The 15,335-nt window shown below is 39.1% G+C and carries 15 protein-coding genes; 7 read left to right on the top strand and 8 right to left on the bottom strand.

Going from position 1 to position 15,335, the window contains the following annotated elements; genetic code table 11:
- Positions 1–23: 23 nt before the first annotated feature.
- Positions 24–755, top strand: coding sequence for a 1-(5-phosphoribosyl)-5-[(5-phosphoribosylamino)methylideneamino]imidazole-4-carboxamide isomerase (hisA, locus tag MTO68_RS21680; RefSeq protein ID WP_004725338.1), 732 nt, complete (start codon positions 24–26; stop codon positions 753–755).
- Positions 756–844: 89 nt separating this feature from the next.
- Here hisA and MTO68_RS21685 read toward each other — a convergent pair whose 3' ends face one another.
- Positions 845–1,138, bottom strand: coding sequence for an antibiotic biosynthesis monooxygenase (locus MTO68_RS21685; protein WP_244014314.1), 294 nt, complete (start codon positions 1,136–1,138; stop codon positions 845–847).
- 152 nt (positions 1,139–1,290) lie between these two features.
- On the opposite strand from MTO68_RS21685, the gene MTO68_RS21690 reads away from it, so the two are divergent.
- A complete protein-coding gene (locus MTO68_RS21690) occupies positions 1,291–2,226 on the top strand; it encodes a DMT family transporter (RefSeq protein ID WP_244014315.1) in 936 nt (311 codons plus the stop codon).
- Between the two features lie 83 nt (positions 2,227–2,309).
- On the opposite strand, the gene MTO68_RS21695 is transcribed toward MTO68_RS21690, so the two are convergent.
- From MTO68_RS21695 to MTO68_RS21705, 3 genes are read right to left on the bottom strand one after another with little or no spacing between them, the layout of a single operon-like run.
- Positions 2,310–2,702: a hypothetical protein gene (locus MTO68_RS21695; RefSeq protein ID WP_096735313.1), complete on the bottom strand. Its 393-nt coding sequence runs from the start codon at positions 2,700–2,702 to the stop codon at positions 2,310–2,312.
- Between the two features lie 31 nt (positions 2,703–2,733).
- Positions 2,734–3,372, bottom strand: coding sequence for a DUF1294 domain-containing protein (locus MTO68_RS21700; protein ID WP_004816587.1), 639 nt, complete (start codon positions 3,370–3,372; stop codon positions 2,734–2,736).
- Between the two features lie 21 nt (positions 3,373–3,393).
- Positions 3,394–4,344 carry a homoserine kinase gene (locus MTO68_RS21705; RefSeq protein ID WP_244014317.1) on the bottom strand — a complete coding sequence of 317 codons (951 nt, stop codon included), beginning with the start codon at positions 4,342–4,344 and terminating at the stop codon, positions 3,394–3,396.
- Between the two features lie 110 nt (positions 4,345–4,454).
- Between MTO68_RS21705 and hisF the strand changes: the two genes are divergently transcribed.
- On the top strand, positions 4,455–5,216 hold the full coding sequence (hisF, locus tag MTO68_RS21710) for an imidazole glycerol phosphate synthase subunit HisF (RefSeq protein WP_303576666.1): 762 nt from the start codon (positions 4,455–4,457) through the stop codon (positions 5,214–5,216).
- 451 nt (positions 5,217–5,667) lie between these two features.
- On the top strand, positions 5,668–5,982 hold the full coding sequence (locus MTO68_RS21715) for a sel1 repeat family protein (protein ID WP_227504220.1): 315 nt from the start codon (positions 5,668–5,670) through the stop codon (positions 5,980–5,982).
- A gap of 43 nt (positions 5,983–6,025) precedes the next feature.
- Here the strand turns inward: MTO68_RS21715 and ettA are convergent, their stop codons facing one another.
- The 3 genes from ettA to MTO68_RS21730 form a co-directional block, all read right to left on the bottom strand.
- A complete protein-coding gene (gene ettA / locus MTO68_RS21720; protein WP_004816581.1) occupies positions 6,026–7,687 on the bottom strand; it encodes an energy-dependent translational throttle protein EttA in 1,662 nt (553 codons plus the stop codon).
- 180 nt (positions 7,688–7,867) lie between these two features.
- Positions 7,868–8,740 (bottom strand): hypothetical protein, encoded by an 873-nt coding sequence (locus MTO68_RS21725; RefSeq protein ID WP_244014319.1) that lies wholly within the window; start codon positions 8,738–8,740, stop codon positions 7,868–7,870.
- 69 nt (positions 8,741–8,809) lie between these two features.
- The gene (locus MTO68_RS21730) at positions 8,810–10,384 is read right to left on the bottom strand and encodes an esterase-like activity of phytase family protein (RefSeq protein WP_244014321.1); all 1,575 of its coding nucleotides are present in this window, start codon (positions 10,382–10,384) and stop codon (positions 8,810–8,812) included.
- Between the two features lie 241 nt (positions 10,385–10,625).
- Here MTO68_RS21730 and MTO68_RS21735 point away from each other — a divergent pair, with 241 nt between their 5' ends.
- Positions 10,626–11,903, top strand: a complete 1,278-nt coding sequence (locus MTO68_RS21735; protein ID WP_004725315.1) for an aminotransferase class I/II-fold pyridoxal phosphate-dependent enzyme — start codon at positions 10,626–10,628, stop codon at positions 11,901–11,903.
- 77 nt (positions 11,904–11,980) lie between these two features.
- On the opposite strand, the gene phoU is transcribed toward MTO68_RS21735, so the two are convergent.
- On the bottom strand, positions 11,981–12,703 hold the full coding sequence (gene phoU, locus MTO68_RS21740) for a phosphate signaling complex protein PhoU (protein ID WP_004725313.1): 723 nt from the start codon (positions 12,701–12,703) through the stop codon (positions 11,981–11,983).
- 262 nt (positions 12,704–12,965) lie between these two features.
- Here phoU and MTO68_RS21745 point away from each other — a divergent pair, with 262 nt between their 5' ends.
- Complete coding sequence (locus tag MTO68_RS21745) at positions 12,966–14,171, top strand: hypothetical protein (protein WP_244014323.1); 1,206 nt, start codon at positions 12,966–12,968, stop codon at positions 14,169–14,171.
- A 65-nt stretch (positions 14,172–14,236) separates the two neighbouring features.
- Positions 14,237–15,289, top strand: a complete 1,053-nt coding sequence (locus MTO68_RS21750; RefSeq protein ID WP_244014325.1) for a hypothetical protein — start codon at positions 14,237–14,239, stop codon at positions 15,287–15,289.
- Positions 15,290–15,335: the final 46 nt, after the last annotated feature.

Here is a 15,335-nt window from a genome sequence, read left to right on the forward strand (position 1 = left end):
GAGATTAAGCAAGGAGCGAAAGCATGCTGATCATCCCGGCAATTGACCTGAAAGATGGTAAATGTGTTCGTTTAAAACAAGGTCGTATGGAAGACGATACCGTATTTTCTGATGATCCTGTTGCAACAGCACAGCATTGGGTAAATGAAGGCGCTCGTCGTTTGCATTTGGTTGATTTGAATGGGGCTTTTGCTGGAACACCAATTCATAAACCTGTCGTTGAAGCAATTGCAAAAGCACAGCCTGAACTGCCAATCCAAATTGGCGGTGGTATTCGCTCTTTGGAAACAATCGAACATTATTTAGATGCAGGCGTTTCTTTTGTCATCATCGGCACCAAAGCAGTTCAAAATCCTGAATTTGTTGAAGAAGCCTGTAAGAAGTTTGCGGGACACATTATTGTCGGTATTGATGCGATCAATGGTATGGTTGCAACTGATGGCTGGGCAAATGTCACTGATGTAAAAGCCACTGATCTTGCAAAACGTTTTGCAGATGCTGGTGTATCGAGTATTGTTTATACCGATATCGCACGTGACGGTATGATGCAGGGTGTCAATGTTGAACAGACAGTAAACCTTGCGCAATACTCAGGTCTTCCAGTGATCGCCTCAGGCGGTGTAACCAATCTGGATGATGTTCGTAATTTAAAAGGTAAACCGGGTATTTTAGGTGCGATCACAGGTCGTGCAATTTATGAAGGCACATTAAACCTACGTGAAGCGCAGCTGTTATTGGATGAACAAGGCTTTTAAGTTCCCAGCCTAGATTGGATTAAAAAAGAGAACCGAGATGTTCTCTTTTTTATGCGTTAAACAAGGTATTTAAATCACTACATCCAGATTTAAACCAATGTATTTTCAAAATGTTGCATTTCAATTTTACTTGCTAAAAAGGGCTTCATTGCCGTAAACCACTGTTTAAATTCATCTGTTTTCATAAAAACATCTGTATGGGTTTTAAGATCAATCCAGTGAATTTGTAGAATATATTTTTGATTGTCTTCTATACCACGAATCAATTTAAATTTTTCACAACCTTGGGCATTCCGGAAGGTGTCTGATAATTCATAAAATTTCTTTTCAAAAGCCATTTGTTGACAATCAACAATATGAAATAAAGCCTGTTCGATCACCATGATTTATTTCTCTTTATCAAAATTTTGATTCAATATGCTAGCACGACTGCATGACAATTGAGTGATTTAAATACCCGATTACTCAGCTTAACATCTGCACAATACTGTGCTTTCGCGTAAAATAGCCCTGCTCTTCTACATTACTTTATTTTATGTCTTCCTCTCCCCTCGCTTTATTTTTAAAGTCCAGAACGCCTCAAATTGCACTGATTCTGATGACCATGATTTGGGGTGGTACATTTGTCATTGTACATTATGCCCTAAACTATAGTTCCCCTATGTTTTTTGTCGGTTGTCGTTTTGCTGCAGCGACTATTGCTGTTGGATTACTGTCTTATAAATATCTAAAAGGTATCAATTTAAAAGAACTCATCGCTGGTGCACTGATTGGCGGTATGATTGCCGCAGGGTATGGCTCGCAAACTGTCGGTATGCAAACCATCAGCAGCAGTGAGTCTGCCTTTTTAACAGCATTATATGTCCCCCTTGTACCGATTCTTATCTGGGTGATTTTTCGCAAAAGACCACATATCATGACTTGGCTCGGTGTTTTACTGGCGTTTATCGGTTTAATTTTTTTGACAGGAAATGGTTTTCATCACATTGATTTAAATACGGGGCAAATCGTTACATTGGTTGGTTCGTTTGCAATTGCTATGGAGATTATTCTCATCGGGCACTTTGCAGGGAGGGTCAATATTCAGCGTGTAACGGTGATTCAGCTTGCCTTTGCTTCATTGATTTCATTTGCCAGTATGCCTTTTGTGGGTGAGCTGCATATTCCACCCTTTTCATGGCAATTGGTGATGCTTGCAGTTGGACTGGGCTTAACCAGTGCTTTATTACAATTGACGATGAATTGGGCACAACGCTCTGTCGATCCTTCTCAAGCGGCCGTGATTTATGCTGGCGAACCAGTTTGGGCGGCTTTATTTGGCAGAATTGCAGGTGAGCGCTTGCCATTGCTGGCTCTTTTTGGCGGTTTACTTGTGGTATTGGGGGTGATCATCAGTGAATGGAGACCCAAATTTTTATACACACGACAGCTTAAAGAAAATTCAGTTGAGATAGAAAAACAGCGTTCTTAATCAGAACGCTGTTTTCACTAAAATTACGCTTTGATCAAGCTGTATTGCTCGGCAACAAGATCCATCAAGCATTATTAATTCAGTTATATTGGTAAGGCTTGATCATCATTCAGCGCAATAATGCCTCGAATGGCGCGATAGACAATCCATATCCAAGAAATAAATAAAGTGGCAGCACAAAAAATCGTAGCACCCACGGCAACACCGGCAAAGGCATTGACATTATCCATGGTGAAAAATAGAAAAATAAACGGAATAAATGCAACTACCGTCCAGACTAAATACCACCAAAAAGTGCGAATTTGCCATCTAAAATGACTTTCGAAAATCGTACCACGGACTGAATTCAATTTTACATAATTGATAATCAATGCAATGATTGCAAGAATTCCCGCAGAAAAAATTGCAACAATGTAGAGGATATATAAAATTAAAGTCAGAGATTTACTATTATTTGGATCAACATAATTATTCATTGTAAGCCCTTTTAAATTTGCTAACGCCCGTTTAAATCTTAAACATATTCAAAGGCGAAATTAACCATAAAATCAATAAAATATTAAAGAATATGGTACACAAATAAATCTTTTTAAAGGGTTGTTTTTGTGTTTTATGTCGTAAGCGTTGCTGTGCTAACCAAGCTGCAGGCCAACCACCTAAAAAAGCTAAAATATGCAGGGTATTTTCAGGAACACGACGCTGATTGCTCTGCGCGGCTTCTTTATCTTGTGCATAAAACCAATAGGTCATCACATTGATAATACTGACAAAAAGAATAAACATGCCATTGAGCAAACCGCTTATGGTCAAGATTGCCAAAGCAATAATATAAACAGCGCACAGAATTTGCATCGGCTGTAATTTAGCCTGCTTTGCTGCATGCAACTGCTTGGCTTTAGCCGCTTGCTGGCTTGTCACTTTCGCCATTTGTGTGGCTTTTAAATACGTGACTTGTTTTGCTTTATAACGCCCTTGACCATCTAGTTGCACCACATATTCAAGGGCACAGCCCACGATTGGGCGTGGCCCTTTTTGTGCAAAATCTTTGATGTGTAAAAATACGCGATCTTTTACACCATCATTTGGTTGAATAAAGCCATAGCCTTTATCATCGAACCATTCAACTAAACGACCTTGATCACGCATTTTATTTCCCACAAAAAACTATTAAGCAGTCACGAACTTTAATCTTTCAATCAACATATTACGCATTTCTTGCGGATTTTTCTGCAAAATATCATCACCTGTGCGTGCTTCAGCGGCATTCATCTGAGCGATTTGTAAACGCATCATCCAAAAGCGACCTGCAGCCATCGCCAAATATAACTCTAAACAAGCTCTTTCATCTTCAGTCAAAGGACGAATCGAAGTATATGCATTTAAGAAAGCCGTTGCTTTGGCTTCATTCAAGGCAACACTTGGATATTCTGTGCAAAAGTCATTTAAGGTAATCGCAATATCAAAAAGTAATTCATCTTGATTCATTTCATAAAAATCAAGAATGCCTTTTAACTCATCGCCTTCAAACAAAGTATTGTCACGGAACAAATCCGAATGAATAAAACCTTTCGGTCGATTTGGATACATCATGGTCAGTGCTTCATATAAACCTAAAAGGTTATTCAGCAAAGCACTATCCGCCACATCCAACGTTGGTTTAATTTGTTGAGCAACGTTATACCAATAGGCATGATCACGCGCTACTTGACGCTGTAATGGGAAGTCTTGTAACGCTACATGCATTTTGGCCTGTGCTACAGCAATTTGCTCAACTTGAGCGATTGTAGAAGGCATGGGATGTTTACCTGACATCCGTGGCGCAATTTGTGCAGGCTTATCTTTTAAGCTATGAATCGACTGACCGCTATGTTTTAACGGAACAGGAACTGCCAAACCTTGTTGCCCCAAGTGTTCTAAGACAGGAATTAACTCCCCTGCTGCTTGTGCATCCATATTTTCAAATAATGTTAATACAAACTGTGTTCCATCAGCACAAATGATAAAATAGTTGGTATTTTGCACACCGCCTTGAATTGGTTTAAGTTCAACCACCTCTAATCCATAAGGTGCTGCAAAGTGCTGAACTTCTTTTAAACTCAAAGTGGTATAAACCGACATAGAAAACCTGCGAAAAAACTTACATAAGTTTGATAGAATAACCGCTTCGACTATCGAGGTGTAGCACCTAAGTCACGAACTTTCATAATCGCCTGTTATTTTTGGAAAAAATTATGCTCGCTAAACGTATTATTCCTTGCCTGGACGTAGATAATGGTCGTGTGGTGAAAGGTGTCCAGTTTCTGGATATCCGTGATGCAGGAGATCCTGTAGAAGTTGCCCGTCGTTATAATGAGCAAGGTGCAGATGAAATCACCTTTTTAGACATTACCGCAACATCAAATGGCCGAGATACCACTTACCGTACGGTTGAACGTATGGCTGAAAGTGTGTTTGTTCCACTTACAGTCGGTGGTGGTGTTCGTAAAGTTGAAGATATTCGTTTGTTATTAAATGCAGGCGCAGATAAAGTCAGCATCAACTCTGCTGCAGTATTTAATCCTGAGTTCGTTCAAGAAGCATCTCAGCGCTTTGGTGCACAATGTATTGTTGTAGCAATCGATGCGAAAAGAACGGGTGAAAATAAATGGGAAATTTTCACCCATGGCGGCCGTAAACCAACAGGCATAGATGCAATTGAATGGGCGGTCAAAATGGCAGAATTCGGTGCAGGTGAATTATTGGTTACCTCTATGGATGCAGATGGGACGAAAGCGGGTTATGACATTGGTCTAATGCGTCAAATCAATGATCGTGTCACCATTCCGACCATTGCATCAGGCGGTGTGGGTAATTTACAACATTTAGCAGATGGTATTTTAAAAGGTGGTGCCGATGCTGTATTGGCAGCCTCGATATTCCATTTTGGTCAATACTCTATTCCTGAAGCGAAACAATACCTTGCTGAACAAGGGATTGAGATGCGTCTTTAATTAATTGTGAGCGCACATATATAGAAGAATGTTATTTTGGCATTCTTTTATATATGCAATTGATTTAGTCTGATTCAAATAGCAAAAATTAAAATACCGAGAATTAAAACACCAAGATAAAACTGATCAATCAACATAAAATCGCCCTCATCCTAGCCTTCTCCCAGAGGGAGAAGGAACTTTAAATACCCATATGATTCACTCAACATAATCACTTTTTGATTTATGAAAGAGATCAAATGATTGATCTCGAATCAGTTTAGCAATACTTTTATATGAAAAAAAATCATGGTTATTGGGATTACTTATTCTGGTTATTTGCTTTAATCTTGTAAGGGTAATTTCATAAAAATAAGCGTGAATCAATATGGATTTAATAAAAATAATACGGAAGCTCAACCAAATTGTCAGCCATAAATATCATTATTCCAGTTCCTATCATGCATTTAAAATGTCTGAATCAATGCATACTTACCACCGTGCAACCAGTTATGAACATCTGGCGCTTAACCAGCGTGACCCTCTTGATTTAGATCAGCTGTTAAATGAAAAAATCCAAAAATACCAACGCAACGCGATTTGGTATTTTTTACATTCAGCACTTAAAGGATATAGCACAGCACAATATAAATTGGGCATGATTTACCTACAAGGCCAGCTCGGCCTATCGCCAGATAAAAAGAATGCATACAAATGGTTGTTGCTTGCCGCCAATCAAGGTCATCTCGAAGCACAACACCAACTTTATCGGCTTTATTTACAATAAAAAACCAGCTCGAAAGCTGGTTTTTTATCTACAAAATTAGTGATTAACCACCAATTTTTTTGTATTTGGTACGTTTTTGCACAGCAGCATCACCCAAACGCGCTAAACGATATGCTTCATATTCAGCATAGTTACCTTCGTAGAATTCTGGCTGTTCATTTTCAAATGACAAGATATGTGTAGCAATACGGTCAAGGAACCAACGGTCATGCGATACCACCATGACAGTACCAGGGAATACAAGAATTGCATCCTCTAGCGCACGTAAAGTTTCAATATCCAAGTCGTTTGATGGCTCATCCAGTAAGATTACGTTGGCGCCCATCTGAAGGATCTTCGCAAGTTGTAAACGGTTACGTTCACCACCTGACAATTCACCAACACGTTTTTGCTGATCTTGACCTTTAAAGTTAAAGCGACCGATATAGGCACGAGATGCGATCTCGTATTCGCCAATTCTTAAGATATCTAAACCGCCAGAAACTTCTTCCCAAACTGTTTTATTGTTATCTAAAGTGTCACGAATCTGACCAACATAAGCAACTTTTACAGACTCACCCAATACAACTGTACCAGTATCTGGTTGCTGTTCGCCTGTCATCATACGGAATAAAGTGGTTTTACCCGCACCGTTTGGACCAACGATACCAACAATCGCAGTTGGTGGTACTGTGAACGATAAGTTTTCATAAAGTAGACGGCCATCAAACGATTTGCTGATGCCTTCAACTTCTACAACCTTATTCCCTAGGCGTGGACCAGGTGGAATATAGATTTCAGAGGTTTCATTACGTTGTTGGAACTCACGTGAGTTAAGCTCCTCAAAGCGCTCCATACGTGCTTTGTTTTTCTTTTGCTGACCTTTAGCATTTGAACGAACCCATTCCAATTCTTTTTTCAATGCTTTAGCAAAAGATTCTTCTTGTTTATTTTCCTGCTCTAAACGTGCATTCTTTTGTTCCAACCAAGAAGAATAGTTACCTTGGTAAGGAATACCATGTCCACGGTCAAGCTCAAGAATCCACTCTGCAACGTTATCCAAGAAATAACGGTCATGGGTAATCGCAACGATTGTACCAGCAAAGTCTTTTAAGAAACGTTCTAACCAAGATACAGATTCTGCATCCAAATGGTTAGTCGGTTCGTCCAGCAATAACATGTCTGGTTTAGACAATAACAAACGACACAATGCTACACGACGACGTTCACCACCTGAAAGTAAGCTTACGTCAGAATCCCATGCTGGAAGATTCAATGCTGCTGCAGCTTGATCCATTTGGTTGCTAAGGTTGTGTGCATCCCAAGCATGGATAATTGCTTCTAATTTCTCTTGCTCTTTTGCAAGTGCATCAAAGTCAGCATCTTCAGCTGCATATTCAGCAAAAACTTCATCTAAACGTGCCAATGCATCTAATGGTTCACGTAAACCATCTTCAACGTTTCCACGCACATCTTTATTTGGATCTAATGGTGGTTCTTGCTCTAGATAACCGATTTTAATACCTGGTTGCGCACGAGCTTCACCTGAGAAATCTTTATCTACGCCAGCCATAATACGGAGTAGGGTAGATTTACCTGCACCGTTTAAACCAAGTACACCAATTTTTGCACCTGGGAAAAATGATAAAGAGATGTCTTTTAGGATTTCGCGCTTAGGCGGAACCATCTTCGACACACGGTTCATCGTGTAAATATATTGGGCCACGTAGGACTCCTCTATAATGAATAGAAATTCGCAAAATGCGAATAAATAAATACCGTCAATTATACGCTGAATTTATCTATTTTTGTTCAGATTTGTCCAATTGATTGAGATATTTTAAAAGCATCAAGAAAACATTTTTCCACACCAATGCATGTAATCAAATCGCGATCTCACACATGATCACGAACAAAAATCCGGCTGATACTGATATACAAATTGCGTCTTGGTTTGAGTTGAACTTGGTGCATTGTAGTTTGACAATGATTTCAAAGCAGAAAAACTAATAGCAGCACGTTGTACAACCTTATTGGTGTAATTTGCATTTGGGTCTTGGTACTTAAACGAGACTTCAACTACAGCAGGTTTTAATCCTGCATAAGGTGCTTGGGTATACCATAAACTCATATCTACCTCTGCATCAAACTCGCCTAAATCAATGCTGACCCCACGATAACTTCGTTCATAAAGAGTGAGTCCACCTACAGGTGATAACGGCTGATTATCACTGATGGCAAAGGTTTCTTTAAATTTTGGAAAATGCGTATGGATGTCTAAAAACTTATTGATTATCCGTGTATTTGCCACTGTGGTGGATTTACTAGAACCCACCAAAAATCCTTGTGTTGCTGTTTGCGTGATATCATCTTCAAGCTTGGTTTTGGCTCCCGCAGTTGAGCTACTCAAATCGGCAAAATCAGACAGATAATGATCATAGCTTCTAAATTTAAGCGTTACTTCAGATGCTCCGTTTTCAATCCGTTCTCGAAAGCTATAGCCCATATTATTGAGTAGGCAACTGCTGGGTGAATCATAAAAACGTATTTGGCGTTGCTTGTCTAAGAACATCGTTCCTGAAACTGTACGGTTAATTTGTTGTGCAATAACCGTTTTGGCTTGTTGCATATAGCTATTTACGTTAGCGGACTCATTGGCATAGCTAAATTTGTCTGGCTGTAACAACAATTTATATTCACGCGATGTCACTTGCGGTACAGCCCAAGCAGTTGTAGTAATTAAACTTGTTAGAACGGTGAGAATGGCTATTTTTTTCATTGAGGAACCTATTATTTTTAAATGATGGTTATAGAAAAAGCCGCCTCTTGGGCGGCTGTTGTTATGCAATTATTGGCCTTTTAAATTCAATTTATCCATGATGTATAAGGTATTGATATCAATACGTGTACGTGCCGCATCCAGATACTTTGGCTCCATGCCTTTGGCATTATTCCAAAGCCCCATATCGTCATCATTTAAAATCCCAAGGGTCGTACTATTGATCAACCATAGACCTTCCATTTTATCATGTGGATATTTAACCGCTTTCCCCATATCCAGTACCAATGTTTTAGGTGCTGGAACAATATTAAATGCTTTTAAACCGTCCCAGCCTTTATCCAATTGGTATTCTTCTAAGGTCTTGCCCGCAATGGTTAAACCAAGCTTTTCATCTTGTTTGACATCATTTTGTGTTTGAATATCTTCTAAATTGGTGGCTTTGCTTAAATCAATACGATAGACATTTTTCATCACATTGGGCGTATCTTTATAAAACAATCCATCTCGTTCTAAAACCAGAAATTGTGTTGCACTGAGGGCAATAATGGCAGAGTTTGAATTTTCAGCTATCTCTTGCTGATATAAATATTGTGCGACTTTGCCTGTTTCAAGATTAATCGTCACAATACGCGTCAACGTTGATTTATTGACATTTTTATTCGGTAAACTCATGGTCGATTGCATAATCCCAACCAAAGTTTTTTGGTCTGGGCTAATGGTTAAGCCCTCCATCCCTCGATTGGCACGGCGATAGCTAAACTCATTCGGCAAAGTCCAATTGTTGCGTTTATCAGCCTTAAATGGGTTGATACGCCCTATTTCTTTACCATTGGCATCATAATGCACAATATGCGGTCCATATTCATCGCTGACCCAGAAAGTACCATCGTTAAGTGCAGTGAGCCCTTCGCTATCCAAGCCATAATCATCCAATCGAATTGGATTATTCACCACATCGTAAGGCTTGGTTGGATCTACAGTAATCACTTTCCCATTGACATCATATGGTGTTTCCCCAGTGCCGCCTAACGCAGAAGTGTTGGGTAATCCCGTGATGTTTTTTCCATTAATATCTTTTAAATTGATGGTTTTAATTAATTTCACAGTACCATTGTCTTGAACTTCAAATAAACCAATTTTCGGCACATAGTCTGGAATGGCGAAAACCTTACCAGCACCATATAATTTATCAGTAAAGTCTGCATTTGGCCCCCGATCGGTCAATGCATAGAATTGCTTTTTATTACTTGGATGTGCAGCAACATCAGAACCAAAACCACCCTGACGAATATCAAACGAGCTATCAATGGTCGTACCATTCGCAGAGTAACGTCCCAGTACGTTAAATTGCAATGCTACACCTTGTGCAAACAAATTGGGCTTACAACTGTTTTCGGTTTTAGTGATTTCACTGGCTTCAAGTTTGCCATTGCCATTGCGATCTAAACCGCTCTGCATACGTGTTCCCCCCATTACACAGGCTTCATCACCAAATGCCAATGTTATATTTTGGGTTAAGGTCTTCTGTGTTGTTGAATCTTGATCATCATCAGAACATGCGGTCAAACCTAGTAAACTACAGAGGACTAAAGTTAAAGTGCTTTTATGGCGGGTCAGTTTATTTATTGCTGCTTTTTTCATTGTGTTTTTAATAACTGAATTTATGGAATTTGTTATGCTAGTTTCAGCAAATGACACCACAATGACAGCTCACAAACTCAGCGATATTCGGTCTATTTTTCCTCGTTGAAACTCAATTTATCTCGGGCTGCATTGTTGGCTTTATCTGTTTTTATGATTTTAAAATATATAAACCCTTGTTTACTTCATATATTTATTTGTTACACTCTATTGAAATTTAATAAAAAGTTGACGGAAGAACATGACATATAAAGACGAAACTCTTGCCATACATGCAGGCTATGAACCAGAAGCAACTACTAAAGCGGTCGCCGTTCCAATTTATCAGACCACCTCTTATGCTTTTGATAATACCCAACATGGTGCGGATCTATTTGACCTTAAAGTTCAGGGTAATATTTATACACGAATCATGAACCCAACGACCGCTGTGCTTGAGCAACGTCTGAGCGCACTTGAAGGCGGTATTGGTGCTTTAGCATTGGCTTCGGGTATGTCTGCGATCACCTATTCTATCCAGACCATTGCAGAAGCGGGTGACAATATTGCATCGGTTTCAACACTTTATGGTGGAACATATAATTTATTTGCTCACACTTTGCCAAAACAAGGTATTGAAGTGCGTTTCTTTGATTACCAAGATCCCGAAGCATTGCGCGGCTTGATTGATGAAAAAACCAAGTTGGTTTTCGTTGAGTCGATTGGCAATCCGCTGGGTAATATTATTGACCTAGATGCCATTGCTAAAATCGCACACGAATATGGTGTACCCGTGATTGTGGATAATACCGTTGCAACACCTGCCCTACTGAAACCTTTTGAACATGGTGCAGATATCGTGGTGCATTCATTGACCAAGTATATTGGCGGTCATGGTAATTCGATTGGTGGTGCGATTGTCGATAGTGGTAAATTCCCTTGGGGCAAATATCCCGAGCGCTTCAAAGTCTTAAATACCCCCGATCCAAGTTATCACGGGGTAAATTATGTAGAAGCTTTAGGTGCTGCGGCATATATCGCCCGTGCACGTGTTGTTCCATTAAGAAATACAGGCGCAGCGATCAGCCCGCTCAGCGTATTCTTAATTTTACAAGGCTTAGAAACACTCAATTTGCGTATGGAACGCCATACTGAAAATGCACAAAAAGTTGCTGAATATTTACAGGCACATCCAAAAGTAAAATGGGTCAACTACGCAGGTTTAAAAGATCATCCACAACATGCTTTGGCACAAAAGTATGTCAAAGGTAAACCGTCTGCAATTCTGTCTTTTGGTGTTGAAGATGGTCGTGAAGGTGGCACCCGTTTTATCGATGCATTACAGCTGTTTACGCGTCTGGTGAATATTGGCGATGCAAAAAGTTTAGCCTGTCATCCAGCAACCACCACTCATCGTCAACTGAATGAAACAGAGCTAAAAGCAGCAGGCGTGAGTATTGATATGGTGCGTTTATCTGTGGGGATTGAACATATTGATGACTTGATTGCAGATTTAGAACAAGCACTTGCTCAAGTGTAATTTTCTTTTTGTGATCTTAAATTTTCCAAATAAAAAGACCTGAATCATTCAGGTCTTTTTGCTTATTCTAAATTCAATTATTTACCTTGAACTTTTTGCTCAATCTCTTCAACACTAGTATGTCGCGCATCAAAACCTTTTGCCATATAAATCACTTGTTCTGAGATGTTACGTGCATGGTCACCAATCCGCTCCAGTGAACGCAATACCCACATCACATTGATGACACGACTAATATGACGTGGATCTTCGATCATGTAAGTCATCAGTGTACGCGTCGCGGATTGATATTCACGGTCAATATCTGCATCGGCCAACAAAACTTTTAATGCTTGTTCTGCATCCACACGCGCAAAAGCATCTAAAGCATCATGAATCATGACACGCACTTGATTGCCAATATGCCGTGTTTCCATATAGCCACGTGGCGATTCACCCTCTTCACATAAAGTCTGTGCAATACGGGCAATTTTTGCAGCTTCATCACCAATACGTTCTAAATCGGTATTGGCTTTACTCATGGCAATCACCATACGTAAGTCGATTGCAGCCGGATGACGACGCGCCAAAATCAAAGTCAGTGCTTCATCAATTTCTCGTTCATAACGATTGACTGTATTGTCTTGAAATTGAACATCAATCGCCATATTGGCATTGGTATCCAATAAAGCATGCACTGCATTTGCGACTTGTTGTTCTACCAAACCGCCCATGGTCATAAATTTGGTATTCACATCCTGTAAGTCCTCATTAAATTGAGAAGATATATGATGGTTTAATACAGGATTACTTGGGCTCAAGGTCAGATGCTCCACACGCAACAAAAACTATTTTTATGGGTTAATATTAAAGCATATTCATTATGAATGTTTTATGACAAGTATTTTTCTTTCAAATGAATTTCTCAATATCGCTCATTTCACTTCTGATCAAAGCAATTTAGAGTAAAGATACTACTACAATTTGCTGAATTTACATATGTCACTTTGCTGTGAGCATCCATTTATCGCAAATTCACGATGCCGTACTCAGGTTAATTTTTGCAGATCTTAAATCAGACACATGACTCAGTTTCTTGCAAAAAGTAACGTTTCATTATCACAAAACTACAAAATATTTCATTTATTTAGCCTCGATTCAGCGACAATGGCATCGAACAAAACTGAGCTTCTTTTAAATGCTGGTCGAATGAAATTTCCTCGCAATATTCTTCATTTTCTCATTTCAGGCATACTCGTTATCTTGAGTTGCATGGTGGTTATCGCGTGTCAAAAACCCACAACCGACATTGTCAAAGAATCTAAAGAAGCGCCGCAAAAAGAAAATCCAATTCCTGATTTAACCCAAATTTGCCAAAATCTCAAAAATGAGATGCTGGCAATCAATGCAAAAAGAACCACGCTTGCGATAGAACAAGTCAATCAAGATATTCGTATGTGTTTGCCCTTGATGAAACCTGCGGAACAAATGGAATTGATGCATCAGTCGAAACGTATGTATCAACAATTTTTACAGATTGAGCGCACTTCAGAACAACAACAAGCATTTGAAAACTATGCTTTAGATCAAGCTGCATACCCGACCATTCAACAGAGTAAATTTGAACAACTTAATCTGCGTGACCAATATTTATTACGTCACAAAGGCCAAGCGTATATCGAATTGACCGAACAAACAGATGATAAAATTGTCTATCGAAGAAGCCCGCAATATTTAGCAAAAGTTTTCGCGCCGTATCTGACTGCGCCTGAACAAGTTTTTATCGAAAATCTTGCACAACAAAATACCCAACCGCTTTTTAAAAACCATAAACCCGATATTGAGGCTGAAGAAATTGCAAAAAGAGCTAAGTTTTGGCAAGAATATCTGCAAACTTATCCCAATAGCCCTTTTTTACATGATGCGCAGTTCTTAAAAAATGCCTATAGCAGTTTATTGTTTTTAGGCACTGAAGAAGCACCTATATCGACCAGTTTTGAAAATCAAACTGATATCGATGCAGCCAGCTGGTTGGTGATTGAACGCTTGGCAAAGTCCAATGATGGTGAGCTTTCAGCTCAGGCCAAGAAGTTTGTTCATTTTTTAGCGATGAGCAAAGAGCAAAGACAGCAAAAAATTCAAATTAGTGAAAAAGAACGCACTAAACTGGAAAATATCCCTCAATTATTGGCGCTGTCCCAGCTCAATCAATATCTAAATTTAAGCCCGATCGACTTTAAGCATGTTAAAAAAGATTGCTTTAGTGATGCGATTTGTTCTAACAGTTAGATGTTATTTTAGCTCAATTTTTATTATCCTTGTGATATTCAAAAATACACAACAACAGTCATACTATGAAAGCTTTAAAACAACATCTATCACTCACAACACTCTGCCTATGTACCCTATTCAGCGCTTGCCAAAAGCACGAGAACAATCAAACAATTGAGACAACTAAAGCAGCTTCTAAAGCGACTCAGACCAGTACAGCTGAAATACCAGCACTTCCACAAGACTGTAACGAGATAGATACAAGCATCAAAAAATTAGAAAAAACGGTCATCGTTGAAGATTTAAATGACCTCAATCAATTACTAAAAAAATGCCTCGCATCTGCACCGTTAAAAACACGTTATCAATGGCAAGCAAAAATTGAAAACATTTATCAAAAACTCATCGCCGATGCCTCGCCTGAAGTCTTTCAATATATGACCGATACACTTGCAGACGGTCAATCTATGACAGCTCAACAAAAACAAGAACTGTATAAAAAGTTAAAACCGCGTGAGAAATATTTAGTTGATCACGCAAAGGACTTATATTTAGCAAAATTTTATATCGGTGAAGGTGAATACACCTTTGTACAGCATCCACAATATGATCTGGATATTTTTGCACCCTATTTAGAAAAATCAGATCAGGTCTACTTTAAACAGATCCGTAAAGAATATACAGGTGCCAACTATATTATGGACGCAGGGCTAGCAATTAGTTTTGATGAAGTGGCCAATCGACTGTTATATTGGGAAAAATTCAATAAGGATTACCCCAACAACCATTTTAAACCTCAAGTCGTAGAGAACATTGAACAATACCGTAGTGCACTTTTTCAAGGCGACGACAACACCCGTACGCTCTGGTTCGATGACGATAAAATTGCAGATGAACAAGCAATCAAAGCGATTGAAAAAATTGCAAAAAGTAAAACTGCAAGTAGCCAAACTGCACAGAAATTTGTGAATTTAATCAACGCAAGTGAAACGCTTTGGCAGCAAATGCCAAAACCATCTAGACAGTATCCTGAAGATAACTCACCTGAACAGCAAGAGATCCGAGCACAACGTGAGGCATTTGAACAAAAAATTAGAAAATCTGTTGAGGAAATTCTGACTCAAAAAAATAATTGAAATTGATATCTGCATGCCAGCATATTTTTAATGAGAACATGCTAAG

This window comes from Acinetobacter sp. NyZ410 (assembly GCF_022828975.1).
Taxonomy (GTDB): Bacteria; Pseudomonadota; Gammaproteobacteria; order Pseudomonadales; family Moraxellaceae; genus Acinetobacter; species Acinetobacter guillouiae.